General features: G+C 60.1%; 21 protein-coding genes, 4 tRNA genes and 1 riboswitch. Of the genes, 14 read left to right on the top strand and 11 right to left on the bottom strand.

The genetic code is table 11. The features are described from left to right. The first annotated feature begins 179 nt into the window (after positions 1–179). Positions 180–1,277: a polyprenyl synthetase family protein gene (locus AAZQ98_RS13970; RefSeq protein ID WP_434693066.1), complete on the top strand. Its 1,098-nt coding sequence runs from the start codon at positions 180–182 to the stop codon at positions 1,275–1,277. An 83-nt stretch (positions 1,278–1,360) separates the two neighbouring features. Here the strand turns inward: AAZQ98_RS13970 and AAZQ98_RS13965 are convergent, their stop codons facing one another. The 4 genes from AAZQ98_RS13965 to AAZQ98_RS13950 all read right to left on the bottom strand — a co-directional run bounded on the left by AAZQ98_RS13965 (position 1,361) and on the right by AAZQ98_RS13950 (position 4,083). Continuing rightward, positions 1,361–1,531, bottom strand: coding sequence for a hypothetical protein (locus AAZQ98_RS13965; RefSeq protein WP_434693065.1), 171 nt, complete (start codon positions 1,529–1,531; stop codon positions 1,361–1,363). 183 nt (positions 1,532–1,714) lie between these two features. Then, complete coding sequence (locus tag AAZQ98_RS13960; RefSeq protein ID WP_434693063.1) at positions 1,715–2,227, bottom strand: HIT family protein; 513 nt, start codon at positions 2,225–2,227, stop codon at positions 1,715–1,717. Further along, entirely contained in the window at positions 2,227–2,661 is a 435-nt protein-coding gene (locus AAZQ98_RS13955; protein ID WP_105656905.1) for a hypothetical protein, read from the bottom strand. The genes AAZQ98_RS13960 and AAZQ98_RS13955 overlap by 1 nt, the downstream gene beginning before the upstream one ends. A gap of 18 nt (positions 2,662–2,679) precedes the next feature. Next, positions 2,680–4,083 carry a PucR family transcriptional regulator gene (locus AAZQ98_RS13950; protein WP_434693060.1) on the bottom strand — a complete coding sequence of 468 codons (1,404 nt, stop codon included), beginning with the start codon at positions 4,081–4,083 and terminating at the stop codon, positions 2,680–2,682. A gap of 114 nt (positions 4,084–4,197) precedes the next feature. On the opposite strand from AAZQ98_RS13950, the gene AAZQ98_RS13945 reads away from it, so the two are divergent. The 3 genes from AAZQ98_RS13945 (at position 4,198) to gabT (ending at position 7,501) form a co-directional block, all read left to right on the top strand. After that, positions 4,198–5,805, top strand: coding sequence for a sodium-dependent transporter (locus AAZQ98_RS13945; RefSeq protein ID WP_400342026.1), 1,608 nt, complete (start codon positions 4,198–4,200; stop codon positions 5,803–5,805). A 2-nt stretch (positions 5,806–5,807) separates the two neighbouring features. Then, positions 5,808–5,951, top strand: a complete 144-nt coding sequence (locus AAZQ98_RS13940; RefSeq protein ID WP_332487043.1) for a methionine/alanine import family NSS transporter small subunit — start codon at positions 5,808–5,810, stop codon at positions 5,949–5,951. A 206-nt stretch (positions 5,952–6,157) separates the two neighbouring features. After that, positions 6,158–7,501 (top strand): 4-aminobutyrate--2-oxoglutarate transaminase, encoded by a 1,344-nt coding sequence (gabT, locus tag AAZQ98_RS13935; RefSeq protein WP_434693057.1) that lies wholly within the window; start codon positions 6,158–6,160, stop codon positions 7,499–7,501. Between the two features lie 94 nt (positions 7,502–7,595). Here the strand turns inward: gabT and rarD are convergent, their stop codons facing one another. Next, on the bottom strand, positions 7,596–8,534 hold the full coding sequence (gene rarD / locus AAZQ98_RS13930) for an EamA family transporter RarD (protein WP_434693055.1): 939 nt from the start codon (positions 8,532–8,534) through the stop codon (positions 7,596–7,598). 238 nt (positions 8,535–8,772) lie between these two features. Here rarD and htpX point away from each other — a divergent pair, with 238 nt between their 5' ends. After that, positions 8,773–9,651, top strand: coding sequence for a zinc metalloprotease HtpX (htpX, locus tag AAZQ98_RS13925; RefSeq protein ID WP_434693052.1), 879 nt, complete (start codon positions 8,773–8,775; stop codon positions 9,649–9,651). 216 nt (positions 9,652–9,867) lie between these two features. Beyond that, positions 9,868–10,464, top strand: coding sequence for a hypothetical protein (locus AAZQ98_RS13920; RefSeq protein ID WP_434693050.1), 597 nt, complete (start codon positions 9,868–9,870; stop codon positions 10,462–10,464). A 115-nt stretch (positions 10,465–10,579) separates the two neighbouring features. Here the strand turns inward: AAZQ98_RS13920 and AAZQ98_RS13915 are convergent, their stop codons facing one another. Continuing rightward, complete coding sequence (locus AAZQ98_RS13915) at positions 10,580–11,068, bottom strand: YajQ family cyclic di-GMP-binding protein (protein ID WP_105656897.1); 489 nt, start codon at positions 11,066–11,068, stop codon at positions 10,580–10,582. Between the two features lie 182 nt (positions 11,069–11,250). On the opposite strand from AAZQ98_RS13915, the gene AAZQ98_RS13910 reads away from it, so the two are divergent. Both AAZQ98_RS13910 and trxA read left to right on the top strand, forming a co-directional pair. Continuing rightward, positions 11,251–11,332: transfer RNA gene (locus AAZQ98_RS13910), tRNA-Tyr, on the top strand. 141 nt (positions 11,333–11,473) lie between these two features. Next, complete coding sequence (trxA, locus tag AAZQ98_RS13905; RefSeq protein ID WP_105656896.1) at positions 11,474–11,848, top strand: thioredoxin; 375 nt, start codon at positions 11,474–11,476, stop codon at positions 11,846–11,848. A 25-nt stretch (positions 11,849–11,873) separates the two neighbouring features. Here trxA and AAZQ98_RS13900 read toward each other — a convergent pair whose 3' ends face one another. Then, positions 11,874–12,836, bottom strand: coding sequence for a DNA-3-methyladenine glycosylase family protein (locus AAZQ98_RS13900; protein WP_434693047.1), 963 nt, complete (start codon positions 12,834–12,836; stop codon positions 11,874–11,876). A 139-nt stretch (positions 12,837–12,975) separates the two neighbouring features. On the opposite strand from AAZQ98_RS13900, the gene AAZQ98_RS13895 reads away from it, so the two are divergent. Both AAZQ98_RS13895 and AAZQ98_RS13890 read left to right on the top strand, forming a co-directional pair. Further along, positions 12,976–14,340 carry a pyridoxal-phosphate dependent enzyme gene (locus tag AAZQ98_RS13895; protein WP_434693045.1) on the top strand — a complete coding sequence of 455 codons (1,365 nt, stop codon included), beginning with the start codon at positions 12,976–12,978 and terminating at the stop codon, positions 14,338–14,340. Positions 14,341–14,367: 27 nt separating this feature from the next. Beyond that, the gene (locus AAZQ98_RS13890) at positions 14,368–15,525 is read left to right on the top strand and encodes a cystathionine gamma-synthase (RefSeq protein ID WP_434693042.1); all 1,158 of its coding nucleotides are present in this window, start codon (positions 14,368–14,370) and stop codon (positions 15,523–15,525) included. An 88-nt stretch (positions 15,526–15,613) separates the two neighbouring features. Here AAZQ98_RS13890 and AAZQ98_RS13885 read toward each other — a convergent pair whose 3' ends face one another. Further along, positions 15,614–16,030, bottom strand: coding sequence for a hypothetical protein (locus AAZQ98_RS13885; RefSeq protein ID WP_434693040.1), 417 nt, complete (start codon positions 16,028–16,030; stop codon positions 15,614–15,616). A gap of 308 nt (positions 16,031–16,338) precedes the next feature. On the opposite strand from AAZQ98_RS13885, the gene AAZQ98_RS13880 reads away from it, so the two are divergent. Further along, a complete protein-coding gene (locus AAZQ98_RS13880; RefSeq protein WP_434693038.1) occupies positions 16,339–18,258 on the top strand; it encodes a DEAD/DEAH box helicase in 1,920 nt (639 codons plus the stop codon). A gap of 92 nt (positions 18,259–18,350) precedes the next feature. Here the strand turns inward: AAZQ98_RS13880 and thiC are convergent, their stop codons facing one another. Together thiC and AAZQ98_RS13870 are read right to left on the bottom strand one after the other, a co-directional pair. Beyond that, the gene (thiC, locus tag AAZQ98_RS13875) at positions 18,351–20,093 is read right to left on the bottom strand and encodes a phosphomethylpyrimidine synthase ThiC (protein WP_434693036.1); all 1,743 of its coding nucleotides are present in this window, start codon (positions 20,091–20,093) and stop codon (positions 18,351–18,353) included. Beyond that, positions 20,090–20,197: riboswitch (TPP riboswitch) on the bottom strand. (Overlaps the previous gene by 4 nt.) A gap of 285 nt (positions 20,198–20,482) precedes the next feature. Beyond that, a tRNA-Thr gene (locus AAZQ98_RS13870) sits at positions 20,483–20,554 on the bottom strand. Between the two features lie 534 nt (positions 20,555–21,088). On the opposite strand from AAZQ98_RS13870, the gene AAZQ98_RS13865 reads away from it, so the two are divergent. Beyond that, positions 21,089–21,160: transfer RNA gene (locus tag AAZQ98_RS13865), tRNA-Thr, on the top strand. Between the two features lie 47 nt (positions 21,161–21,207). Next, positions 21,208–21,284: transfer RNA gene (locus AAZQ98_RS13860), tRNA-Met, on the top strand. An 82-nt stretch (positions 21,285–21,366) separates the two neighbouring features. On the opposite strand, the gene AAZQ98_RS13855 is transcribed toward AAZQ98_RS13860, so the two are convergent. Continuing rightward, entirely contained in the window at positions 21,367–22,143 is a 777-nt protein-coding gene (locus tag AAZQ98_RS13855) for a GTP pyrophosphokinase (protein ID WP_434693034.1), read from the bottom strand. A 241-nt stretch (positions 22,144–22,384) separates the two neighbouring features. Here AAZQ98_RS13855 and AAZQ98_RS13850 point away from each other — a divergent pair, with 241 nt between their 5' ends. Next, positions 22,385–23,326 (top strand): DUF2797 domain-containing protein, encoded by a 942-nt coding sequence (locus tag AAZQ98_RS13850; RefSeq protein WP_434693033.1) that lies wholly within the window; start codon positions 22,385–22,387, stop codon positions 23,324–23,326. Positions 23,327–23,396 lie beyond the last annotated feature (70 nt).

Here is a 23,396-nt window from a genome sequence, read left to right as displayed (position 1 = left end):
CTCTAAAACGACCTCCTAGGTCGCTGGTACCAGACCGGTATGCCCGGTCTGGCCATGCCAGCAATGTGCAGTGGAAAGCATCGGCTAGAGTGAAGAGATGTTTGCGTGCATCTTGCAGGCAGATTGCCTTCGCATACCGCGATGGCCAACCCGATGAAAGATAAGTAAGCCGTAGAACAGTGACTGATTCGAAGAGCAACTGGACCGCAGCCGGACACGACGTGTCCGACTCGATTGAGCTGAATCCTGAAACCGCTGCATTAGCTGCGGCCATCAATCTTCCCTCGGGCTTCGCTTTGCTGGCCGAGGACCCGGACTTCGGTCCGGCTATTTCCATCGGCATGGCAAAGGTGGAGAAGCTGCTGCGCGACGCGCTGGCCAACTCCGACCCCTTGATCGACGCATCCAGCCGCCACCTCGTTGAGGCCGGAGGCAAGCGAGTGCGTCCCCTGCTGGTGCTGCTGACTTCCCTGCTGGGCGACGGCGTGAATGACGATGTCATCAAGGCCGCTGCCGTCGTGGAACTCACCCACCTGGCAACCCTGTACCACGATGACGTCATGGACTCTGCTCCAATGCGCCGCGGTGCACCAACTGCTCACGAGGTGTGGGGCAACTCGGTGGCGATTCTCGCCGGCGACCTGATCTTCGCCCGTGCTTCGGTCTTCGGATCCGAGCTGGGCCCAGAAGCAGTCATGTGGCAGTCGCGCACCTTCGAGCGCTTGTGCCTCGGACAGCTGCATGAATCCATCGGCCCGCGCGAGGGCGACGATGCCATCGAGCACCACATCCAGGTAATCAGCGACAAGACCGCGTCGCTGCTCTCCACTTCCGGAGCCTTCGGCGCCCGTTTCGGTGGCGCCCCGCAGTACATTGAGGTACTGCGCGAGTATGGCGAAAAGGTTGGCGTTGCCTTCCAGGTCGCCGATGACGTGATCGACTTGGCATCCACGGAAGCCGACTCGGGCAAGACTCCGGGCACCGATTTGCGTGAAGGCGTGCCGACTCTGCCAATTCTGCTGCTGCGCCAGGCAGCAGCCGAGGGCGACGCGCAAGCGCAGCAGGCTGTCGAACTGGTTGATGCGGATCTGGCCACCGATGAAGCACTGGCGGCCGCTGTGGAAGCTGTCACCGCGCACCAGGCAATCCATGATGCATGGAAGGCCGCACGCCAGTGGGCCGATGACGCGATTGCCGTCTTGGCTCCACTGCCTGAGGGCACCGTGAAGCAGGCGCTGATTTCCTTCGCGGATGCGGTTGTTACCCGCGAAGCCTAGGCAAGCTTGAACAAGCAAAACCCCGGAAGACTGCAAAGGTCTTCCGGGGTTCTGTTTTGCCCGCGGCTGCTGCTAGATCCCTGCTAGAGCTGGTCGTTGCAGTTCTGCCCGTCGTCGGTCGACGCTTTACTCCCAGGGCGATTCTTGCTGGCGATGAAGAATCTGACGGCGAGAATGACCAGGCCGATGGCCACAAGCGCCGGGATGATGTAGAAAATAATCAGTTCGTAGGTATTCGGGACCAGGGGATTCATCTCTTCATCTTATGAAGGTCCTGACAGATGCAGTACCACCTCAGTGACGATATTTCTGTAGACCGGGAGCATGGCCGTAGTGCTGAGCGGAAAATGCCTGAGGTCTCCCATAAGTGGCAAGCAGGCCCCGGCAACGAATTCTCGTTTCCGTGGCCCGCTCGCGCCAACGTCATGCACTCGTGCTTATCGGACGATGTCCTCCGGGGCCAGAGGCTGCGGATGCTCGGGGGAAAAGAGCGCTTGGCGCAGCTGCTGCGCTTTACCGGCCCGATCCTGGATCGATACCCGGTGGCGCAGCTGCCGATAGAGCTCGTCATCGGCGTAGCGTGGGAAAACGTGCTGATGGTAATGCCAAACATGCTGATTGCCCGCAGGCTCATTATGCTGCCGAGTGCTCGTGCCCTCGGGATTCCAGGCGAGCTTCATCGCCAGGGCAACGCGCTTGGTTTCCCGCATGATCGCGGCACCGGTCTGCTCATCCAGATCGTAGAGCGCTTCCAGATGCGCGGTCGGAATGATCATCACGTGCCCGCCGTAATTACCGAACCCATCACAAGCCATGATTGCTGCCACCAGATCTGTCTGGTAGATCAGATCCGTGGGCGCGCACAAGTTGTCCTGGCTGAAAGGCTGGTCGTTGACCAGCTCGCAGAAGGGACACTGGTAGTTGGCTGGTTCATGGGAACGGTGGAGCACTAGTCCTCCAATTCGGCGGCCAGCTCTTCAAACACCCAGGTGTACATGTCCAGGGTGAACTCGCTGAAGGTGCCTTCCTCGCTGGTCCATTTTCCCTTGGCATTGCTGCGGCGGTAGACGATTGGATCCGGAACATCGAGCTGGGATGCCTTGAAGCCCCACACGAACTTCTCTTCCTCGTCTTCCAGGAACAGGAGGTAGCCGTCTTCGATTTCCAGTTCTTCAGGGTCGAAGAAGTAGTGGTAGGCCTCCATGAAATCCTCATTGTTGCCCAGAGCACGATAGAACTCTTCAAGGACAAATGGAATTGAGACCTCGGACTGCGCCAGCCCTTCGCGCAATTCTTCGGCGCTCAAGCCATCGGCTTCGTTCCACTGGTCTTCCAAGTACTTGGGAACCAGGGAACAGAACTTCTCTAGAAACATGTCTGCCATGTCTTTATCCTATCGAGATTAGCCCAGCTCAAGGGCACTCAACGCGATCCAGAGCTGGACTCGGTCGCTAGTCACATTCGGGTCGTAGCCTGAGAGATCTGAAATTTGCTGGATCCGGTAGCGCACTGTGTTGCGATGCAGGCCCAAGGACTCGGCCACGGCCCCCACCGAGCCATCGCGGTTGAGGTATTCACGCAAGGTCAGCAATAGGTCGGAATCGTGGGAGGCGTCGAATTCCTGCAACGGTCCCAGGGCTTCGATGGCCAAATCCTGCAGCGGAACATCGTGGGCGGCGAGCAGGAGCGAGGTGAGGGAAAGCTTGGTGGGTTCGTTGACACGTTCTCCGTGGCGCAGGGACTCCAGGGCCTCGAAGTAGCTCCAGCGGATGCCGGTGGTATTCGGGTAGCGCCCGCCGTAGCCCACCCGAGCCGGAAGGCCGGCCGCGAGCAGATACTCGTCGAGGTGCTTGATGGACAGCTGCAGTTTGCTGTGCGCGACAATGATCGCCAAGCGGCCATCTATGATGGCTGAGACCTGCGAGGACAGATCGGCGGGCAGCGGCAGGGTTTGCAAGCGCTCGACCTGTGCTGGAGCCTGCACCAGGATGACCGAGTGCTCACGCTGGGTATTCAAGCCGAGTGCCGCCAGCCGGCCAGCGGCATCGGCGCCAACCAGGGCTCCAGTGGCGAGGTCCTCCAGCACCTGGCCGTTGGCCTGGCGCTGCGAGGCGCGCAGACGGGATTTATTAGCCAGTTCCAGCCCGATCAGCGACTGCGCGTAATCGACCACTGGATGGTGGACATAGGGTTCTGCAATATGCAGGGTGCACTTATCACGCAGACCCGTGGCCACCGGACGTTCATTCCAGGAACGTGCAGGATCATGGTAGCCGCTGATCACTTCGCCGTGCAGGGTCAGCGCTACCTGGGTGCCGAGCATTCGCTCGAGTTCCTCGAGCATGCTGTCCAGATCCGAGGAAAGCAGTGTCTGGGCCAGCTTCTGGTGGGATTTCAGCAGGCTTTCAACACGCTTGAGGTGGTCGGAATTCAGTGCTTCGGCGATCAGCCGGGTAATTGCGGCAAAGGGTATCTGATAGGGCACCTCGAAGACCGGAAGCCCTACTTCGCGGGCGGCTTCAACGGTCGCTTGCGGGACTGAGGCGTGTTCCAGGCCTGTGCCGAAACCCAGGGCTACGGCATCGTTGGCCGCAAGGACTTTGACGAACTGCCGCTGTGCGGCCTTGGTCTTCTGGCGCACCCCGGTGGTCAACACGATTTCTCGCCCGGTGAGGAACTGCGACGGGTCAAGCAGCTCGGTCACCGCACCCCAGGTGATGACCATGCCATCGCGATGAGTGTGTTCAGTCAGCGGTCGAAGGTCGAGCTCGTCATGTTCCAGAAGACCGCGTAAACTAATTGCCATGTAGCCATTCTAGAGGGATGGCGAAAAGTTCCCGATTCAGCAAATTGCTCAAAATATGGACACGCGACCTCGAAAAATGACCACAATGTGAAAATTTTGCAGTAGCTTAGACACATGAGCACTCCATCTTCATCACAGGGCGCTCCACTCGCAACCGAGAAGCGTGAAACTTTCAGCTCCCGAAAGTTGTTCATCCTTTCAGCGATTGGTTCGGCCGTTGGTCTGGGAAACATCTGGCGTTTCCCTTACGTCGCCTACGAAAACGGCGGCGGCGCATTCTTGATCCCATATCTGGTCGCAATTCTCTGCGCCGGCATTCCGTTGCTGTTCCTCGACTACTCCATCGGCCACCGCTACCGCGGCTCTGCTCCGCTGGCATACCGCCGGGCCAACCGCAAGGCCGAGGCCCTGGGCTGGTGGCAGGTGCTGGTCTGCTTCATCATCGCCATCTACTACGCGGCCATCATTGCGTGGGCCGCGATGTACTGCTGGTTCTCGGTCACCAAGGCGTGGGATAAGAACCCGGACGGGGCTGCCGGATTCTTCATGGGCGACTTCCTGCAGGTCGCGGACGATGTCACCGTCGGGTTCGACTTCGTCGGCAGCGTCTTCTTCCCGATGCTGTGCGTTTGGCTGATCGCCATCGTGATCATGGTTGCCGGCGTGAACAAGGGCATTTCGCGGGCCAACGCGATCTTCATGCCTTTGCTGATCGTGATGTTCCTGATCCTCGTTATCCAGTCGGTCTTCCTGCCAGGTGCTGTGGACGGCTTGAATACCTTCTTCACGCCGAACTTCGAGGCGCTGTCGAATCCTTCGGTGTGGGCAGCGGCATTCGGCCATATCTTCTTCTCGCTGTCGGTGGCCTTCGGCATCATGGTGACCTACTCGTCCTACATGAAGCGCAAGAGCGACCTCACCGGTTCGGGCTACGTTGTAGCTTTCGCCAACTCCAGCTTCGAGCTGCTCGCCGGCATCGGCGTCTTCGCGGCCCTGGGATTCATGGCGTACAACGCCGGCAGCTCCGTCGACGAAGTGGCAACCAGCGGAATCGGCCTGGCCTTCATCGCCTTCCCGACCATCGTTTCGCAGGCTCCCTTGGGCGGCGTCATCGGCGTGCTGTTCTTCGGTTCGCTGGTCTTTGCCGGCATTACCTCGTTGATCTCGATTCTCGAGGTGATTGTTGCGGCCTTCCAGGACAAGCTGGGCTGGAAGCGCCAGTCGGCCACCCTGGTTGTTGTCGTTCCAGTGGCATTGATCTCCATGATCTTGTTCCCAACCACCACTGGATTGTATTTGCTGGACACCATGGATGCGTTCGTGAACCAGTTCGGCATCCTCGCTTGCGCACTGGTGATCGTGATCGTCTTCGGTGCAGGCCTGGGCATGCTGCCTAAGCTGGCCAAGCACTTGAACCGCCACAGCTCCATCAAGCTGGGTACCGGCTGGATGGTCCTGGTCGGCGGCGTGGGCCCAGCTGTCTTGGGCTACATGCTGATCAATGAAATCCAGACCAAGCTTGCAACTCCCTATGAGGACTACCCTGTTTGGTTCCTCGGGATCTTCGGTTGGGGCATGGCCGGGGCATTGATTGTCGGCGCGGTCCTGCTGTCCCTGGTCCCTTGGAGCAAGAACTCCAAGAAAAACGACCCCGAGTTCGATCAGCATCGTGCGAACGTCGAGGCAGAAGAAGTCCCTGAAGTGTCCAGGAAGGAATACTAGCCATGAGTCCTATCGCGATTGTCTTCATGATTATCTCCATGCTGACCATTTGGGGAGGCCTGGCCATCGCCTTGATCAGCCTGAATCGCCATCCTGAAAAGCACGATGACGATGTGATCGAGCCTGCTGGCTCGGCAGGCAATTAGAACCTGTAGACTGCATCAAGATTGAAGGCCTCTTCGCTTCAAGTTCCGGCTTGAAGCGAAGAGGCCTTTTCCTGTGCAGATGCACTATGCGACACGAAATGTGTTGTGCCGATCCGCGTAGTGGCTTGGAGCTCAGGAGAATACTCTCTAGTTATAGAGAAAACTGGGCCAGAGAGCTCACTCATAAGTTCTGGAAGGACAAGCACATGGACGTTACCTACCGCATTGAACAGAAGCGCAAGATCAATGGTCCGTTCCCCGGCCCGAAGTCGCAGGAACTGGCCGCACGCCGAGCCAAGGCAGTTGCTGCCGGTGTAGCTTCCAGCCTGCCTGTGTACGCGGCCGAGGTTGATGGCGGCATCATTGTCGATGTCGATGGCAACCAGCTCATCGACCTGGGCTCCGGCATCGCCGTCACGACCATTGGCGCCTCGAATCAGGCAGTAGCCAAAGCCGTCGCCGAACAGGCCGCGCGCTTCACCCACACCTGCTTCATGGTCGCTCCGTACGAGAACTACATCGAGCTGGCCGAGAAGCTGGCTGCCATCACTCCGGGCAACTTCGAGAAGCGTGCAGTCTTCTTCAACTCGGGTGCCGAAGCGGTCGAGAACGCCATCAAGGTAGCCCGCATTGCTACCGGCCGCCAGGCAGTCGTCGCCTTCGACCACGCCTACCACGGCCGCACCAACCTCACCATGGGCTTGACCGCCAAGGCCGCCCCATACAAGCGCGGCTTCGGCCCACTGGCACCGGAGATCTACCGCATGCCAATGAGCTACCCATACCGCGAAGAGAACCCGAACATCTCCGGCAAGGAAGCAGCCGAGCGCGCGATCCTGGCCATGGAAAAGCAGATCGGCGGCGACCAGATCGCTGCGATCATCATCGAGCCGATCCAGGGCGAGGGCGGCTTCATCGTTCCGGCCACCGGCTTCCTGCCGCGCATCGCCGAATGGGCCAAGGAAAACGGCATTGTCTTCGTCGCTGACGAAGTCCAGGCAGGCTTCGCACGCTCCGGTGCCTGGTTCGCCTCGGACATCGAAGGCATTGAACCAGACATCATCACCCTGGCCAAGGGCATCGCCGGCGGCATGCCGCTGTCTGGCATTATCGGCCGTGCCGACCTGCTGGACTCGGTGCACGGTGGCGGCCTGGGCGGCACCTACGGCGGCAACCCGGTTGCTGTGGCCGCGGCTCTGGAATCCATCAAGTTCATGGAAGAGCAGGACTTGGCGGGCCGCGCCCGCGAGATCGAAGAGAAGTTCTTCACCCGCTTCGGTGCGCTGCAGAAGGACATCAGGGAACTGGGCGACATCCGTGGCCGTGGCGGCATGGTTGCAATGGAATTCGTCAAGGCTGGTGGCAAGGAGCCGGACGCCGAGTTGACCAAGGCCATCGCAGCCGAATGCCTGGCCCAGGGCGTCTTGATCCTCACCTGCGGCACCTACGGCAACGTGGTTCGCCTCTTGCCTCCGCTGGTGATCGGCGACGAGCTGCTCGAAGATGCGTTCAATGTACTGGAAGACGCAATCCGCAACGCTGTTGCCTAGGTAGCTCAAAACTGGCCCTAAACGGCGAATGCCTCGAACCTCCTACGGGAGATTCGAGGCATCCGCTGTATCGGCGGTGACTGCTACCGGGCGTTCAGACCAGCTTTTTCGGTTCGGGCATGGAGCCAATGCGTGGAATTCGCATCATATCCACGAGCACGAAGAGCACCGCAACCCATACCAAGGCGAAACCAACCCAGCGTTCGAATGGCATGTGCTCGCCAAAGACCAGCAGGCCCAGGATGAACTGCAAGAGCGGGGCGAGGAATTGCAATGAGCCCAGGGTGCTCAAAGGCAGGCGGCGAGCCGCACCCCCGAAGAGCAAGAGCGGAACGGCAGTGATGATGCCGCTCGCTGCCAAAAGCGAGAGGCCAGGAACATCAGCCGAGAACAGCGCAGACTTCCCGTCAGCGGCCAGCCAGACCAGATAGCCGATGGCCAACGGGGTCAGCCAGACGGTTTCAATGGTCAAGGACCCCAGTGCAGTTCCGCTTTGGCCCACTTTGTTCTTCACCAGGCCATAGAAGCCAAAGGAGAAAGCCAAACCGAGGGAAATCCAAGGGACCTGTCCCAAGCCGATCGTCAAGACGAGTACAGCAACGGTGGCTATGGCAACAGCGATCCATTGCAGCCGACGCAATTTTTCTTTCAGGACGACGACACCCAGAAGGATTGCCACAATTGGGTTGATGAAGTAGCCCAGCGAGGCTTCCAGCACATGTCCGGTCAAGACCGCCAGTGCATAGAGAGTCCAGTTAGCTGCAATCAGAACACTAGCCAGTCCCAACTGCCAGATGGTCTTGGAATCCTTGAACATCGCAAGGAACTGCTTGACCTGGCGCGTGAACGCCAGCAGCAGCAGGCAGAAAACCAGCGAGAAGATCACGCGAACGCCAACGAATTCGAAGGCCGAGATGTCAGGCAGCAATAGGAAGTAAGCCGGGAGCATGCCCCAAATCAGGTACGCAGCGGTACCTTGGATCAGTCCGTAGCTATGTTCTGAACGGATCGGTTTAGCGGTACTTACGGACATGCAGGGCGCACACTTTCAGAAACAAAATGGATCAAGGGAGCGGCCCACCGGGAAATAAGTTGTGGAACCGCATCTTAAAACTACAACGTTCCCGCCGTCTGGATATTCCCCTGGGCCGGCGGTGACTGCCATTCCACACGGCACTGTGATATTTTCACCGGAACATAAATGGAATTCCAGTCGTTGACTAGACTAGAGAACACCAACTTGGTTTGCTTCATTGAGGGAGTGCATCGCCGTGCATGGACATAACAACGGACTTAAAACCGCCTTTTTGATGGGCGGAATGTTTGCCCTGCTGCTGGCCATTGGCTCGCTGATATCCGCGGGCACCGGCCGTTCAATGTTCATTTGGATATTTGCCTTGATCGGCCTCGGAACTACTGCCTACAGCTATTGGAATAGCGACAAGCTGGCTCTGCGCTCGATGCACGCCTACCCGGTCAGCGAAGCGGAACAGCCGGGAATGTACCGAATCGTGCGTGAGCTGTCGATGAACGCGCAGCAACCGATGCCGCGACTGTACGTTTCGCCAACCACTTCGCCGAACGCCTTTGCCACCGGCCGCAACCCGCAGAATTCGGCGGTGTGCTGCACCGAAGGCATCCTGCAGTTGCTGAACGAACGCGAATTGCGCGGGGTGCTGGGCCACGAGCTGATGCATGTCTACAACCGGGACATCCTCACTTCTTCGGTCGCCGCCGCGGTTGCGGGCGTCATCACGTCCGTTGCCCAGTTCCTGATGTTCTTCGGCGGCGGCAACAGCAATGACAACCGCGGGGTGAATCCGATCGCCTTGATTGCCCTTTCCCTGCTGGCGCCACTGGCAGCGTCGATCATCCAGATGGCCGTGAGCCGCACCCGCGAATATGATGCAGACGAGGACGGAGCCAAGCTGACCAATGATCCGCTGGCTTTGGCGAGCGCGCTTCGGAAACTGGAATCGGGGATTACGCAGGCTCCGCTGGCTTCCAATGACCAGAAGCTGGTCAACAGCTCGCACCTGATGATCGCCAATCCATTCGGCTCGCGCCTCAAGCGCATGTTCTCCACTCACCCGCCAATGGCGGATCGCATCGCACGGCTTGAAGCGATGGCTGGCGGACGCGGATACTAAGTGCAAAGCAGCTCCTGGGCTTAAGACCGCATCTCATATGGAGATGCGGCCTTTAGCTTGTTTTTCGGCCTTTACCGTTGAACTGATAGCTATCTGCCCTCCTACTAAAGGATGAGGTGAAGATCTTCGTCTTCCCTAGTCAACCGAAGATAGGCTGACCGTAGCGGCACCGAAGAGAAGGCTCTCTGCCGTCTGATGATGGAGCAAGGAGCAAGGATGCGAGACGACGACGCGGCACTTCTGCCCAGGCTTGGGGATGCCATAGCCGGTCAACTGGCCACCGGAACGGTCAAAGGATTGGCTTGCCTGCTTGCGGCCTGGATTTGTTCATCATGGATTGCCCTCGACACTGCTTTCGGCACATTCGCTATCGCGCTGGCGATCTCGTATCTCCTCTCGGAAATCCTCGGCGCCATCATCGTTCGACCGATTGTCCTGAAAGCACGCCGTCCCGACCCCGGGGGAGTGCTGTACCTCGTCCTTCCATTCGTGGTGTCCATCGTGGTCAGCTTTGCTGCGTCCTATGCGGTTACCAGCTCATTGCGTGACAGCAGTTTTGTGACAGTGCTCGTTGCCGCATGCAACGCCGCTGAGATCCTCTGGATCGAACCATGGGTGCCGGGCCCTTCGCCGGAAGAGATGGCCGCGAAGTTCAATGAATTCAAAGCCATGACCAAGGACCACTTCGCTGATGATGTGGCCGAGGTCAAGCGGCGGGCCAGGGAAAGGACTCGCGAACAGTACTACGCGAAGAAAGCCCGCGAAGAAGCCAAGAGGCTGAAGAGTCACAAGCGCGACGAGGATCAGCGCTGATCCTTCCCGGGTCCATGATCCAGTGGTGCGCAGAATGGCAGCGAGGGCTGTTTCCCATGGTGAATGGGAAACAGCCCTCGCTGTGTATCACGTGATTTCTAACGCTGGGTCAGTCCTAGCGGAAGTTCACGAACTGCAGATCCGCTTCTTCGAAGTCGCGCAGCAGAGCCATGGTGGCCTGCAGGTCATCGCGGGACTTGGAAGAGACGCGCAGCTCGTCACCCTGAATGGTTGACTTGATGCCCTTAGGCGCCTCATCGCGAATCAGCTTGTTGATCTTCTTGGCGACATCCTGGGCAATGCCCTCCTTGATGCTTGCCTCGATGCGGTATTCCTTGCCGGATGCAAATGGCTCGCCGGCATCCAATGACTTCAGGGAAATGCCGCGCTTGACCAGCTTGGACTGGAAAACATCCAGTACTGCGTTGACGCGCTCTTCCGAGTTGGCCTTCATCAGGATCTTCTCGCCGCTGAAATCAACTTCAGCGCCAACGCCCTTGAAGTCGTAGCGCTGGGCAATTTCCTTCTGGGCCTGGTTCATCGCGTTGGCGACTTCCTGGCTATCAACCTTGCTTACGACGTCGAATGTGGAATCACTAGCCATGTGAATACTCCTAGTTGAAACGGGTCTGATTCGCTTCATAGCCTACCGGTTTTGCCCCCTGGATTTGGGGTGTGATCAGGCTTACAGCAAAAATGCCCCTCTCGATTTCACAACATCGAAAAACTCCTGTAGAGTTATTTCTCGTTCCGACAAGAGCAAATGTTCTTGAAGCGAACGTACTCGGCAGATTACCCGAGTGGCCAAAGGGGGCTGACTGTAAATCAGCTGGCAACGCCTTCACTGGTTCGAATCCAGTATCTGCCACAAAATAACTCCCGGATCCCAGGATCCGGGAGTTTTTTGCATGCGGAAGGAATGCATGGCAACCCGGATCTTTCCTATTCCCGGTTCCGAACAAGATCACCTTTCTACGTATTTCAAATAAGGATCGGCTACCGTATAACCATGGCAACGAAAAATGTGAGCGAAGACGACTTCGCGAAGTTGATTGAAGACAACGACATCGTCCTCGTGGACTTCTGGGCTGACTGGTGCGGGCCGTGCAAGCAGTTTGCACCGGTTTACGACCAGACCTCGGACAAGTTCAGCGACGTCGTTTTTGCCAAGGTGGATACCGAAGCTGAGCAGGGCCTGGCACGTGCAGCTAACGTGACCTCGATTCCTACCATCATGGCGTTCCGCGAGCAGGTCCTCGTGTTCTCGCAGGCTGGTGCGTTGAACCAGACCCAGCTCGAAGATCTCGTCACCGCGGTCAAGGGCATTGACATGAGCGAAGTGCACAAGCAGATCGCCGAGGAAGCCGCGCAGGCTGATTCCTAAGAACCATTAGAGGCTTCGGGCTCCTTTACCTCCGCCGGTGATCCAGCGGTGCGTAACGGGGCCCGAAGCTTTGTTTTTTCTGCCCCGAAAGCACCAGCAAGCGCACTACGCGTTGACGGTGCGGGGCGTATGGCGCCAATAGCTCCAGCATCTGCCCATCGCTGATTCGGGAACCGGTAAGCACCTGGCCCACGAAATCAGCCAGATGGAAATCTCCCACCGAAATATGGTCACTGGATCCGTGGGAGCGCTGCAGGGTTTCGGCAATTGTCCAGGGACCAATGCCCGGCACCGAACCCAAGGCGGCTTCCAGAGTGCCCGGAGCCTTGGCGGTGGGCCGTGCATGGTCCACTGGCTTCTCTGCCCACCACTGCAAACTGCCGGTAACCTGCAGCAGGCGTGCCATGGTGTTAGCCCGCTGTCCTTCAACGCGCGCCTTTTGCCAGTCCCAGCGCCTCATTGAGGCTAGCTTTTGCGGTCCGGGGAAAATCATCAGGCCCTCGGGAGCCGGACCCGGAGCCCGCTGTCCCAGGTGGCGGATCAGCCAGCGCCAGGCATAATTCGCTTCAATCCCGGTCACCCGCTGTTCCAAGATCGCCCCGGCGGCGTGCTCAAAGATCCTGCCGGTGCTGGGCAGAACGAAGTCCGGATGCAACGAGCGGGTGCGTGCGATAATTTCGGGGAACTGCCCTTCTTTGATCCTCGCGTCGAAATCGCTCCAGTCATCGAGCGCCCCTAGAAGGTTCGGCGCTGAGCCGATGGCCCATTGGGCTCCGGGACCCCATGCTCGAAACGTTGCCGGGGCGGTGGGTGCGGGCTTGCTGATTTGCAGCGTGGCATCTCCGAACGGTGTTCCAAAGGCCAGCCATGCTTCGCTCTGGGACAGGCGGATGGTCGGATCGCCCAGTCCCCGGCGCAGGATTCCCAAAGTCTTGAGCAAGGACACGGGGCGGTGCGGATCGTAATCGGCGCTCAACGGCTTCTCCATGAATCGCATCCTATAGCCTCGTGCCTGCGGTAGCTTGCGGCAGGCTTGCCTAGCACTGATGAAAAGTGCCCGTCCACTGCGTGACGTTTCGCTACGTGCCGGAACGACATGTATGACAACCGCCGGTAAAGTTCTTGACATGAAGTATGCGTCCACAGTCCTAGATCTGATCGGCAATACCCCTTTGGTGAAGCTCAATCGAGTCACCGAGGGGATCAAAGCCACTGTATTGGTGAAGCTTGAATACTTGAATCCGGGTGGTTCCATCAAGGACCGCATCGCATTGAAGATGGTCGAGCGCGCCGAAGAATCCGGCCAGCTCAAGCCCGGCGGAACCATCGTGGAACCAACCAGCGGCAACACCGGTGTCGGCTTGGCCATGGTGGGCCAGCTCAAGGGCTACAACACCATCTTCGTCACCCCGGATAAGGTCGGCGAGGAAAAGCGCGACGTACTGCGCGCCTACGGTGCCAAGGTAGTAGTCACCCCAACCGCGGTGGCCCCGGATTCGCCTCAGTCCTACTACGGCGTATCGGACCGCCTGGTTACCGAGATCGACGGCGCCTACAAGCCCGACCAGTTCTCCAACCCGGCAGCACCCGACAGCCACTTCGAAACCACCGGACCGGAAATCTGGAACGACACCGACGGCAAGCTGACCCATGCGGTCATCAGCGCAGGAACCGGCGGCACCATCACCGGCACCGGACGCTACCTCAAGCAGGTTTCCGCCGGCCGCGCCTCGGGCCCGGTCAAGATCATTGCCGCTGACCCGGATGGCTCGGTCTACTCCGGTGGCACCGGACGCCCGTACTTCGTCGAGGGCGTCGGCGAAGACATGTGGCCAGGAAACTACGACCCCTCCGTGCCGGATGCCGTGGAACCAGTTACCGACGCTGAGGCCTTTGAAATGACCCGCCGGTTGGCCAAGGAAGAAGGCCTGCTGCTGGGCGGTTCTTCGGGCATGGCAGTGGTCGCCGCGCTGCGTGCAGCCAAGGACCTGGGCGAAGACGACGTAGTTGTCGTGATCGCCCCGGATGGCGGCCGCGGCTACCTGGCCAAGATCTTCAACGACCAGTGGATGCTGGACCAGGGCTTCACCACCGATGAATACTCCGCCTTGGACTTCATTGGCGCGGCACTTGCCAAGCAGGGCACCACCACGGTGGCCTCGGATACCACCCTGGCCGAAGCGGCCAAGGCACTGCGCGAGCAGGGCGATGACGCACTGGTCGTGTCCACGTCGCCGCTGCCAGCGCGTATCGGCGAGATCCGCGGTGTCATTGGCGCGGGGGACATCACCGACGCACTGCTGGCTGGCGCAGAACCAACCAGTACGCTGGCAGACCTGGGCGACCTGGCCAAGCCATTCATCGGCACCGCAGACACCCCGGAACATGCACAGGAAGTGCTCAAGAGCCACCCGGCCGTACTGCTGACCAAGGGCGGCGAAGTGATCGCCGCGGCTACCGCAGCCGACCTCTTGGCCTACTCCACCCGCTAGAGACAACACCTCAAAGGATTGATATCGATGACTGAAAACCATCAGGGAGCAAACACCCGCTTTGTCCATGCGGGCCAGGAATTCGAACCGGTCACCGGCGCGGTAGTTCCGCCGCTGCACTTCTCCTCGACCTACGCGCAGGACGGCATTGGCGGCCTGCGCAACGGCTACGAGTACGGCCGCGGCACCAACCCGACCCGCGACGCGCTGCAGGCGCAGCTGGCCGGCGCAGAATTCGGCACCCACGCCTTCTCCTTCAGCTCCGGCCTGGCCGCCGAGGATTCGCTGATCCGCGCGATCCTGCGTCCGGGCGATCACATTGTGCTGGGCAACGACGCCTACGGTGGAACCTTCCGCCTGATTGACCGTGTGCTGGGCGACTGGGGCATCGGCAACACCCCGGTGAACATGGCAGATGAAGCAGCCCTGGCTGCCGCTATCGAAAAGAACCAGGCCAAGCTGGTGTGGGTTGAGACCCCTTCGAACCCGATGATGACCATCACCGACATCGCCAAGGTCGCTGAAATCGCCCATGCTGCCGGCGCATTGCTGGTCGTGGACAACACCTTCGCCAGCCCATTCCTGCAGCAGCCGCTGACCCTTGGTGCTGACATCGTGGTCCACTCGACCACCAAGTACATCGGCGGCCACTCAGATGTGGTGGGCGGTGCAGTGATCGTCAAGGATGCGCAGCTGGCAGAAAAGATCGGCTTCATCCAGTTCGCCGTGGGCGCCGTCTCGGGCCCGATGGACGCTTTCTTGACCACCCGCGGCCTGAAGACCCTGGGCGTTCGCATGCGCGCCCACTCGGAGAACGCCGCACAGGTGGCCGGGTGGCTGCGTGAGCGCAGCGAAGTCGAGCGCGTGCTCTACCCGGGCTTCGAAGACCACCAGGGCCACGAGATTGCCAAGAAGCAGATGTCAGGCTTCGGCGGCATGGTGTCCGTCCAGTTCACCGGCGGAGAATCGGCGGCCCGCAAGATTGCCGAGAGCACCAAGCTATTCACCTTGGCAGAATCCCTGGGCGGCATCGAATCGCTGATGAACTACCCGTCGGAGATGACCCACGCTTCGGTGAAGGGTACCGAGCTGGCGGTTCCGGTGAACCTGCTGCGCCTGTCCGTTGGCATCGAAGACCCTGCGGATTTGATTGAAGACCTGGATAAGGCCTTCGCCAACCTGTAAGAACCAAGCGCAAAGGACCTGGGTTCCGCTGCCCGCAAAGGGCAACGGAACCCAGGTCCTTGGTGCTTTGAACGAAGTTCCGGATCGGCTACCGGCGGCGCTTGGCCGGTTTGGGATCCACGATCTTGAAATACCTGTTGCTCGCTGGCATCCACATCAAGGCCACGCTGAACATGATGATGGCAGCCAACAGCGAATAGCGGCCGAATCGCAGCAACAGCGGCAGCGCGGTAATCAGGCCCAACCAGGACAGCTGGGCGCGCGCGGCCCGGTCCCCGGTGAATAAGCGGTAACCCAGCACACAGCAGGCAAGGCCGGCGACGGCGAAAAAGATCATCAGCGCAATGGCTCCGAAATCCAGTGCGGAATCCTGGACATGCTCGTAAGCCAGGAAGCCCCCGAAGCCGAGAAAAAGCACTCCGGCTAGGAGCCATAGCATTTGGGCGATGAACAATCCGCCTGGGGTGGGCTCATCTGGACGTCGCGGAAAAAGTGGTTTCTTCACGTTCTCAACCCTACGTGCTTTGGTGCGGTGCCCGATCTCACACGCTCTCGACACTGACAATAGTGGCCTGTTCAAGCTAGCATTAAGTGTTCGCGAACATCAGGGTATCCCTCTCGCATCCAGCCCAATTTTTGAGGCCGGAGCCTTCTCGTGTTGTATTTTCCGCAAAGTGTGTGCGGGTCTTTATGTCATAGGGGAGCGCTTGATGAGCGTGACTTGTATCTGACTGTGCAGCCTATACGTCGTTTCTTTGGGGACGGCCAAGGCCTATCCCCTAACGAATGAGGTAATTCTTCGTGTCTTCTGACATGCCCGTAAACACCGACGACAACCAGACCCCGGAAGAGCCAACCGTGCTCTTCTCCGAACTTGGCCTGGATGCCCGCGTGCTTGCATCGCTTGCCGACCTTGGCTACGAAAAGCCATCGCCAATCCAGGCAGCGACCATTCCACTGCTTCTCGAAGGCCGCGACGTTGTCGGCCTGGCCCAGACCGGTACCGGCAAGACCGCTGCTTTCGCGCTTCCTGCCCTGTCCCGCATGGCAGAGCTGGCTGACACCAATGGTCCAGCCAAGACCCCGCAGATCCTGGTTCTGGCTCCAACCCGCGAGCTGGCCCTCCAGGTCGCCGAAGCCTTCACTTCCTACGCCAAGTACCTGCCGAACTTCACCGTTCTGCCAGTGTACGGCGGCTCGCCATACGGCCCGCAGCTCAACGGCTTGCGCCGTGGCGCCCAGGTAGTCGTTGGTACCCCAGGTCGCGTTATCGACCACATCAACAAGGGTTCCTTGGACCTGTCGAACCTGCAGTACGTTGTCCTTGATGAGGCCGACGAAATGCTGCGCATGGGCTTCGCCGAAGAGGTCGACAAGATCTTGGAAGCTACCCCAGAGGACAAGCAGGTTGCCCTGTTCTCGGCAACCATGCCACGCACCATCCGCCGCATCGCTTCGGAATACCTGCGCAACCCGCAGGAAGTTGCCGTGAAGTCCAAGCAGTCCACCGGCACCAACATCACCCAGCGCTACCTGCAGGTCATGGGCGCCCACAAGCTGGACGCCATGACCCGCATCCTGGAATCCGAGTCGTTCGAAGGCGTTATCACCTTCGTCCGCACCAAGATGGCTACCGAGGACCTGGCCGACAAGCTGAAGGCCCGCGGCTTCACCGCGGCCGCCATCAACGGCGACATCCCTCAGCAGCAGCGTGAGCGCACCGTTGAGAACCTGCGCTCGGGCAAGATCGACATCCTGGTTGCTACCGACGTGGCAGCTCGTGGCTTGGACGTTGAGCGTATTTCGCACGTTATCAACTTCGATATCCCGCATGACACCGAGTCCTACGTGCACCGCATTGGCCGTACCGGCCGTGCCGGCCGCTCGGGCGACGCGATCCTGTTCATGACCCCGCGCGAGAAGTACTTGCTGCGTGCCATCGAGAAGGCTACCCGCCAGCCGGTGACCCAGATGCAGCTGCCTTCGCTGGATTCGGTCAACGACCGTCGTATCCAGAAGTTCACCGATCGCATCGACAAGACCATCAGCGGCCAGGACCTGACCACCTTCCGCGAAATCGTGGAGAAGTTCGCTTCCGAGCACGAAGACCTGGACCAGCTGGAAATCGCAGCTGCACTGGCTCTGATGGCCCAGGGCGGCCGCCCGCTGCTGATGACCGAACCAGTCATGTCCCCTTCGAAGAAGGCACGCATGGATCGCCCAGAGCGCGGCGAGCGTAGCGACCGCGGTGACCGTGGCGATCGCGGTCCACGTGCCCGCAAGACCGCTGCCGAAGGCAACGCCATGTACCGTCTGGCCGTAGGCCGACGCAACCGCGTGCAGCCGGGCTCGATCGTTGGCGCACTGGCCAACGAGGGCGGCTTCGATTCTTCGGAAATCGGCGGCATCGAGATCCGTTCGGACCACACCCTGGTCGAGTTGCCAGCAGAGCTGAGCAAGGACCAGTGGCGTGCACTGTCCAAGACCCGCATCGGCGGAGAAGCCATCGAGCTCGAGCTCGACAATGGCCGCAGCCCGCGCCGTGACGACGAAGGCGACCGCGGTGGCTTCCGTGGCGGCCGTGGTGGTGGCTTCGGCGGCGGACGCAGTGGCGGACGTGGCGGTTTCGGTGGCGGACGCGGCGGCGGCCGTGGCGGCTTCGGCGGCGGCGGACGCGGCGGCAAGGATCGCTTCAGCGACTCGGGCCGCAGCGGTGGACGTCGCGACTACTAAGCCTGTCGCACGCAGCTGAACAGCATTGAATAACGCCTTTGGGGCAAGCCGAAAGCTTGCCCCAAGGGCGTTTTTCGTGCGCCGCAGGCTATTTACGGAGCAGGAGTTCCCACCGGGATCCCGTCCCCGAGATAGACCGTGCCGCCGCTTTCCAGGAACTGCCTGCTTTTCTGCGCCATCCCGGCCAATGCGGCTTGCGCCTCGGCCGAGCCGTACTCGTCGCGGATATCCTGGGAGATTCGCATGGAGCAGAACTTCGGCCCGCACATGGAGCAGAAGTGGGCGGTCTTGGCCGGCTCGGCCGGCAAGGTCTCATCATGGAATTCCTGTGCGGTGACCGGGTCAAGGGACAACGCGAACTGGTCATTCCAGCGGAACTCGAAGCGCGCCTTGCTCAGCGCATCATCCCGCGCTGTGGCGCCCGGGTGGCCCTTGGCAAGATCGGCGGCGTGCGCAGCGATCTTGTAGGTGATCACCCCGGTCTTCACATCATCCCGGTTGGGCAGTCCCAGATGCTCCTTGGGAGTGACGTAGCAGAGCATCGCGGTCCCGTACCGTGCGATCTCCGTGGCGCCAATGGCGCTGGTGATGTGGTCGTAGCCCGGGGCGATGTCGGTGACCAGCGGGCCCAGGGTATAGAACGGCGCCCCGTCGCACAGCTGCTGCTGGCGTTCCACATTCTCGCGCACCAGATGGAACGGGATATGCCCCGGGCCTTCGACCATCACCTGCACATCGTATTTCCAGGCGCGCTTGGTCAGCTCGGCCAGGGTGTCCAGCTCGGCGAACTGGGCGGCGTCATTCGCATCTGCGATGGAGCCCGGGCGCAGGCCGTCGCCCAGCGAGAAGGCCACGTCGTACTGCGCGAAGATCTCGCACAGCTGATCGAAGTGGGTGTAGAGGAAATTCTCCTGGTGGTGCGCCAGACACCAGCCGGCCATGATGGACCCGCCACGCGAGACCATGCCGGTGACCCGGTTGGCGGTCAGCGGGATGTAGCGCAGCAGCACCCCGGCGTGGATGGTCATGTAGTCCACGCCCTGCTCGCACTGCTCAATGACGGTGTCGCGGAAGATCTCCCAGGTCAGTTCGTTGGCTTCGCCATTGACCTTCTCCAACGCCTGGTAGATCGGCACGGTGCCGATGGGGACCGGGGAGTTGCGGATGATCCACTCGCGGGTGGTGTGGATGTCATCTCCGGTGGACAGGTCCATTACCGTGTCCGCGCCCCATTTGGCCGCCCACTGGAGCTTGGAGACTTCTTCTGCGATGGAGCTGGTCACCGCCGAGTTGCCGATATTCGCGTTGATCTTGACCAGGAACGCCTTGCCGATGATCATCGGCTCGGATTCCGGGTGGTTGATGTTCGCCGGGATGATGGCTCGTCCGGCCGCGAGCTCGCTGCGCACCAGCTCGACATCGCATTCCTCGCGCAGGGCCACATAGCGCATTTCCGGGGTGATGATCCCGGCACGCGCATAGTGCATTTGCGTCACGCGGGCTCCGCCAACGGCCCGCAGTGGCGGGGCTGAGCGTCCGGCCCATTCCGCGCTGGCCGTGCCGCGGCGGACCGCTGAGCGCCCGTCGTCGTGCAGGTTGCGTTCGCGGCCTGCATAGGTTTCCACGTCCCCGCGTTCCAGAATCCACCGCTCGCGGAAGGGCTGCAGGCCTTGGGTGGGCTCGCTTCCCGGTCCGCTGGTGCGATATACCGCCAGCGGCTCGTTGGGCTTTCCATTGGGGGAGTCTGCCAATTGGATCTGCGTGACGGGAACAGAAATTCCCGCAGATTCGCGGTAGGCAAGGGTGTGGGCAGGGTGCTGTTCAATTTGTTCCACTGGGGAAACTCACTTCCTTCGCCGGCATTACCCGGACAGGTTCAACGGTCGCGGACGGCGATAGCCCGATCTCAGCCCTTGCCAGGGCACCCGTGTGGTCGCGAACAACTTAGCACGCTTGCGAGGAAGAAACGCAAACCCAGTGGTCAGGGCCTGACATCAAGGAAGTGGGAAGGGCCGGCTGCTGCGGGCCAGGATGCTTTTCGTTGGCCGGAGACTCTTGCCGGTGGTACCTGGAATCCGGGGGCGCAAGACGCGGCCGATAGCCGGTGCTGCAGGGTGGGGTGCGCCCTGGGGTGCGGCCTGGGCCACGCTCGCAGTGAGTTCACGGCATCTGGGGGCAAACGAAAAGAGAGGCAATCTGGAACCAGATTGCCTCTCTTATTTCGAGCCCCCTGCCGGAATCGATCCGGCGACCTCGTTCTTACCAAGAACGCGCTCTACCACTGAGCTAAGGGGGCAACAGGTAAATACTTTACACAGGTTTTTGAGGTTTGCAAAATCTGTCGGGGATTTGTTGCTGAGGTCACAATATTCCTACTCAAGACCGGAATGGGCGGCAAGGAGCTGTTGTCTTCCGGGCGGTTTCCAGCACCTCGGTTCACGGCCTGGGATCCAGCTGCCGGGCACCGGAGCAGCGCCTGGGCGCCTGGGTGGATCGGGCGTTGCCCAAGTGCCGCTCGACCCGGGGTTCTGGAGCGGGAAAAGGGGGAGGTGTTCCGAAGTTCCAAGCGGGGTAATTCGACGCTTGGCCCCCGGGAAGAATCCGCGGGATTCTATCCTGCGCACCCGGGCAAATCCGCGATTGACCACGAGGAGCACTCCCGTGAGCATCGTCACCAGGGCACTTTTTGTCCCACCCTTCGTCCCCGGGGGTAGTGAGTGAGGGGGTAAATGGTCATTGACTAGTGATTTTGCAGAATTTTTCGGATCTCTTCCGAGGCGATCCGCCGATTTTTCTTTGCCGGGAAATCCGTGTAGAGTATTTACTCGTTGCCCCCTTAGCTCAGTGGTAGAGCGCGTTCTTGGTAAGAACGAGGTCGCCGGATCGATTCCGGCAGGGGGCTCTGAGTGAGAAGCTTTCTTGGCTTCTACTGGATTGCTTCTCACTTGTGGCGGCGTAGCTCAGCTGGTTAGAGCGCACGACTCATAATCGTGAGGTCCCGGGATCGAGTCCCGGCGCCGCTACCAAATCAAAGATCCTCGGCTTCGGCCGAGGATCTTTTTTGGTTTCCGGCCCCGAAGCAGCATTGCCCTTCGAGGTCATGAACGGCTAGTGCTCCAAGTCCTTCTCCTGGTTCCCGTCCTTGGCTTGCTGAGCCAGGGACAGCAGCCCCTGGATCGCTGTCGTATCGAAATCCGACTCATGGCTCGGTGCCTGATTGGCATCATGGCCGTGGACTTCGGTATGCAAGCGCTGCATCTGCATGTCGAGTTTCGTCGCCATGGCCGCCGCGTCGGCAAGCTCTTGCACGAGATGTTCCGGAACTTCGCCCTCGTACTTGTAGAAGATCTTATGTTCCAGGCTTGCCCAGAAATCCTGGGCAATGGTACGGATCTGCAGCTCCACCACGACATCGACCGGGCCATCGGACAAGTAGACCGGGATCTGCACGATCGCATGGACACTTTTATAGCCGTTGGGCTTCGGGTTCTTGATGTAGTCCTTGATTTGCAGGACCTTCAGGTCATTCTGCGAGGTTAGCGTGTTCAGAACCTTGTAGATGTCCTTGACGAAACTGCAGGTAATGCGCACGCCGGCAATGTCGCTGATGTTCTCGCGAATGGCAGGCAGGGACGGGGAGATGTTCCGGCGGGAGACCTTGCGCATGATGCTCTCCGGAGTTTTCACCCGGGAAGTGACGTGCTCAATTGGATTGTAATTGTGCAAATACAAGAACTCTTCACGCAAGATCGAGACCTTGGTCAGCACCTCGTCCACCGCAAACTGGTACTCCATCATGAAACGCTGGAAATCATGGCGGAAAGCCTGCGTCAATCGCTGCAGCTCGGCCGGCGAAGGGGCGGTCTCGGCAGCTGCGATGGCCACTGCACGAGTCTTGTCATCAAATGGGACAGAAATCCTGGATCACCTCAGCAGATTATGGCCCGGCCCGCGGTACGGTTCCGGTGCAGTTCCAGCCTAAGGGCTTCTCCTAGGAATTAGGCCAGAACGAATCGGGAATTCGTCCAGCAAACTTTCGGGCTGCAGGCTCCGGCCAACCTGCCTTGCAGGAGCTAGCCATGTCCGGTGAACTATCGTTGAAGAGGTAACTTCGAGGAAGGCATCGATGGAATTCGCCAGCGACCACCGGCAGCTCTGCCATGGCATCAGCTTCTCAGAGCATGAACGCGCCCCCATTCTCCGGCTTCGGCAAGCGGAAAAATGGAGCACCGAATACTTGGAATCCAACCGTTCACTAAGCTTGCGCATTGGCGAATTGAAATTCTGCCTGGGCTACATCACGATGAACAGCGATGGCTCCCGGAACACCTTGCCTTGCCCGAAGAACAAAGCGCTGCGTACCGGAACCCAGTGCGAACGCTGCCGGCGGCTGGATCATTCGAAGTTCATGCATCATTTCCACAAGACCGGCGAAGCCCCGGAGGGCATGCGCAAGTACCTGGAGCAGCCGCACTTCTTGTATGTCGCAAGCTTCGCCCATGGGGCGACCAAGGTCGGCACCACCTCGACCCAGAGCAAATGGACTCGCTTGGCGCAGCAGGGAGCGGTCATTGCCCGCTATGTTGCCCGCGCCGCTGATGGAGCCGCTATTCGAGTGCTCGAAGACCTGGTCACTGAACACGTGGGCCTGAGCCAGCAAGTCCGGCAGAAGTCCAAGATCAAGGGACTGGCCAGCTGGGAGCTGGACTACGCCCAGCTGGACCTGATCAACTCCGAAGCGGCAAGCCGGGCCCGGGCCTTCCTTGGCGCCCAGCGGGGCCTTGAGACCTACGGTGTGCAGCTGCGCGACGAGCTGTGGGAACAACCAGCCTTCGCCCGCCCGGTCGTTGACGCCTGGGATGCCCATGCGCTGCATGCCTGGAATACCGCGCTGGGCGGCAACACCGTGAATCTGCGCATTCGCGGCGTGCTGGGGCAAAGCATCCTCGCAGACAGCGGCGAAGGCACCACCGTGCGCCTGCTGGATGCCGCCGAGTTGAAGACCCGCGAGGTCGCCATCGTGGAGAACCGCGCAGATTTCAAGGAAGAGCAATCCGCCCTGTTCTGATGCAGGCCCAGCGTTGTCGGGGGAGTCACGGGGAAATGCCCCGGCTGCAATGAGCGGACACAGCCGGAGC

Source organism: Glutamicibacter sp. Je.9.36 (assembly GCF_051129975.1).
GTDB lineage: Bacteria > Actinomycetota > Actinomycetes > Actinomycetales > Micrococcaceae > Glutamicibacter.
This window is presented reverse-complemented; position numbering and strand designations above follow the sequence as displayed.

Excerpts from the sequence above, each read along its gene's own strand:
- AAZQ98_RS13965 (WP_434693065.1), bottom strand. The coding sequence starts at position 1,531 with ATGAATCCCCTGGTCCCGAATACCTACGAACTGATTATTTTCTACATC.
- AAZQ98_RS13955 (WP_105656905.1), bottom strand. The coding sequence starts at position 2,661 with ATGGCAGACATGTTTCTAGAGAAGTTCTGTTCCCTGGTTCCCAAGTAC.
- AAZQ98_RS13950 (WP_434693060.1), bottom strand. The coding sequence starts at position 4,083 with ATGGCAATTAGTTTACGCGGTCTTCTGGAACATGACGAGCTCGACCTT.
- AAZQ98_RS13945 (WP_400342026.1), top strand. The coding sequence starts at position 4,198 with ATGAGCACTCCATCTTCATCACAGGGCGCTCCACTCGCAACCGAGAAG.
- AAZQ98_RS13940 (WP_332487043.1), top strand. The coding sequence starts at position 5,808 with ATGAGTCCTATCGCGATTGTCTTCATGATTATCTCCATGCTGACCATT.
- gabT (WP_434693057.1), top strand. The coding sequence starts at position 6,158 with ATGGACGTTACCTACCGCATTGAACAGAAGCGCAAGATCAATGGTCCG.
- rarD (WP_434693055.1), bottom strand. The coding sequence starts at position 8,534 with ATGTCCGTAAGTACCGCTAAACCGATCCGTTCAGAACATAGCTACGGA.
- AAZQ98_RS13920 (WP_434693050.1), top strand. The coding sequence starts at position 9,868 with ATGCGAGACGACGACGCGGCACTTCTGCCCAGGCTTGGGGATGCCATA.
- AAZQ98_RS13915 (WP_105656897.1), bottom strand. The coding sequence starts at position 11,068 with ATGGCTAGTGATTCCACATTCGACGTCGTAAGCAAGGTTGATAGCCAG.
- trxA (WP_105656896.1), top strand. The coding sequence starts at position 11,474 with ATGGCAACGAAAAATGTGAGCGAAGACGACTTCGCGAAGTTGATTGAA.
- AAZQ98_RS13900 (WP_434693047.1), bottom strand. The coding sequence starts at position 12,836 with ATGGAGAAGCCGTTGAGCGCCGATTACGATCCGCACCGCCCCGTGTCC.
- AAZQ98_RS13895 (WP_434693045.1), top strand. The coding sequence starts at position 12,976 with ATGAAGTATGCGTCCACAGTCCTAGATCTGATCGGCAATACCCCTTTG.
- AAZQ98_RS13890 (WP_434693042.1), top strand. The coding sequence starts at position 14,368 with ATGACTGAAAACCATCAGGGAGCAAACACCCGCTTTGTCCATGCGGGC.
- AAZQ98_RS13880 (WP_434693038.1), top strand. The coding sequence starts at position 16,339 with ATGCCCGTAAACACCGACGACAACCAGACCCCGGAAGAGCCAACCGTG.
- AAZQ98_RS13850 (WP_434693033.1), top strand. The coding sequence starts at position 22,385 with ATGGAATTCGCCAGCGACCACCGGCAGCTCTGCCATGGCATCAGCTTC.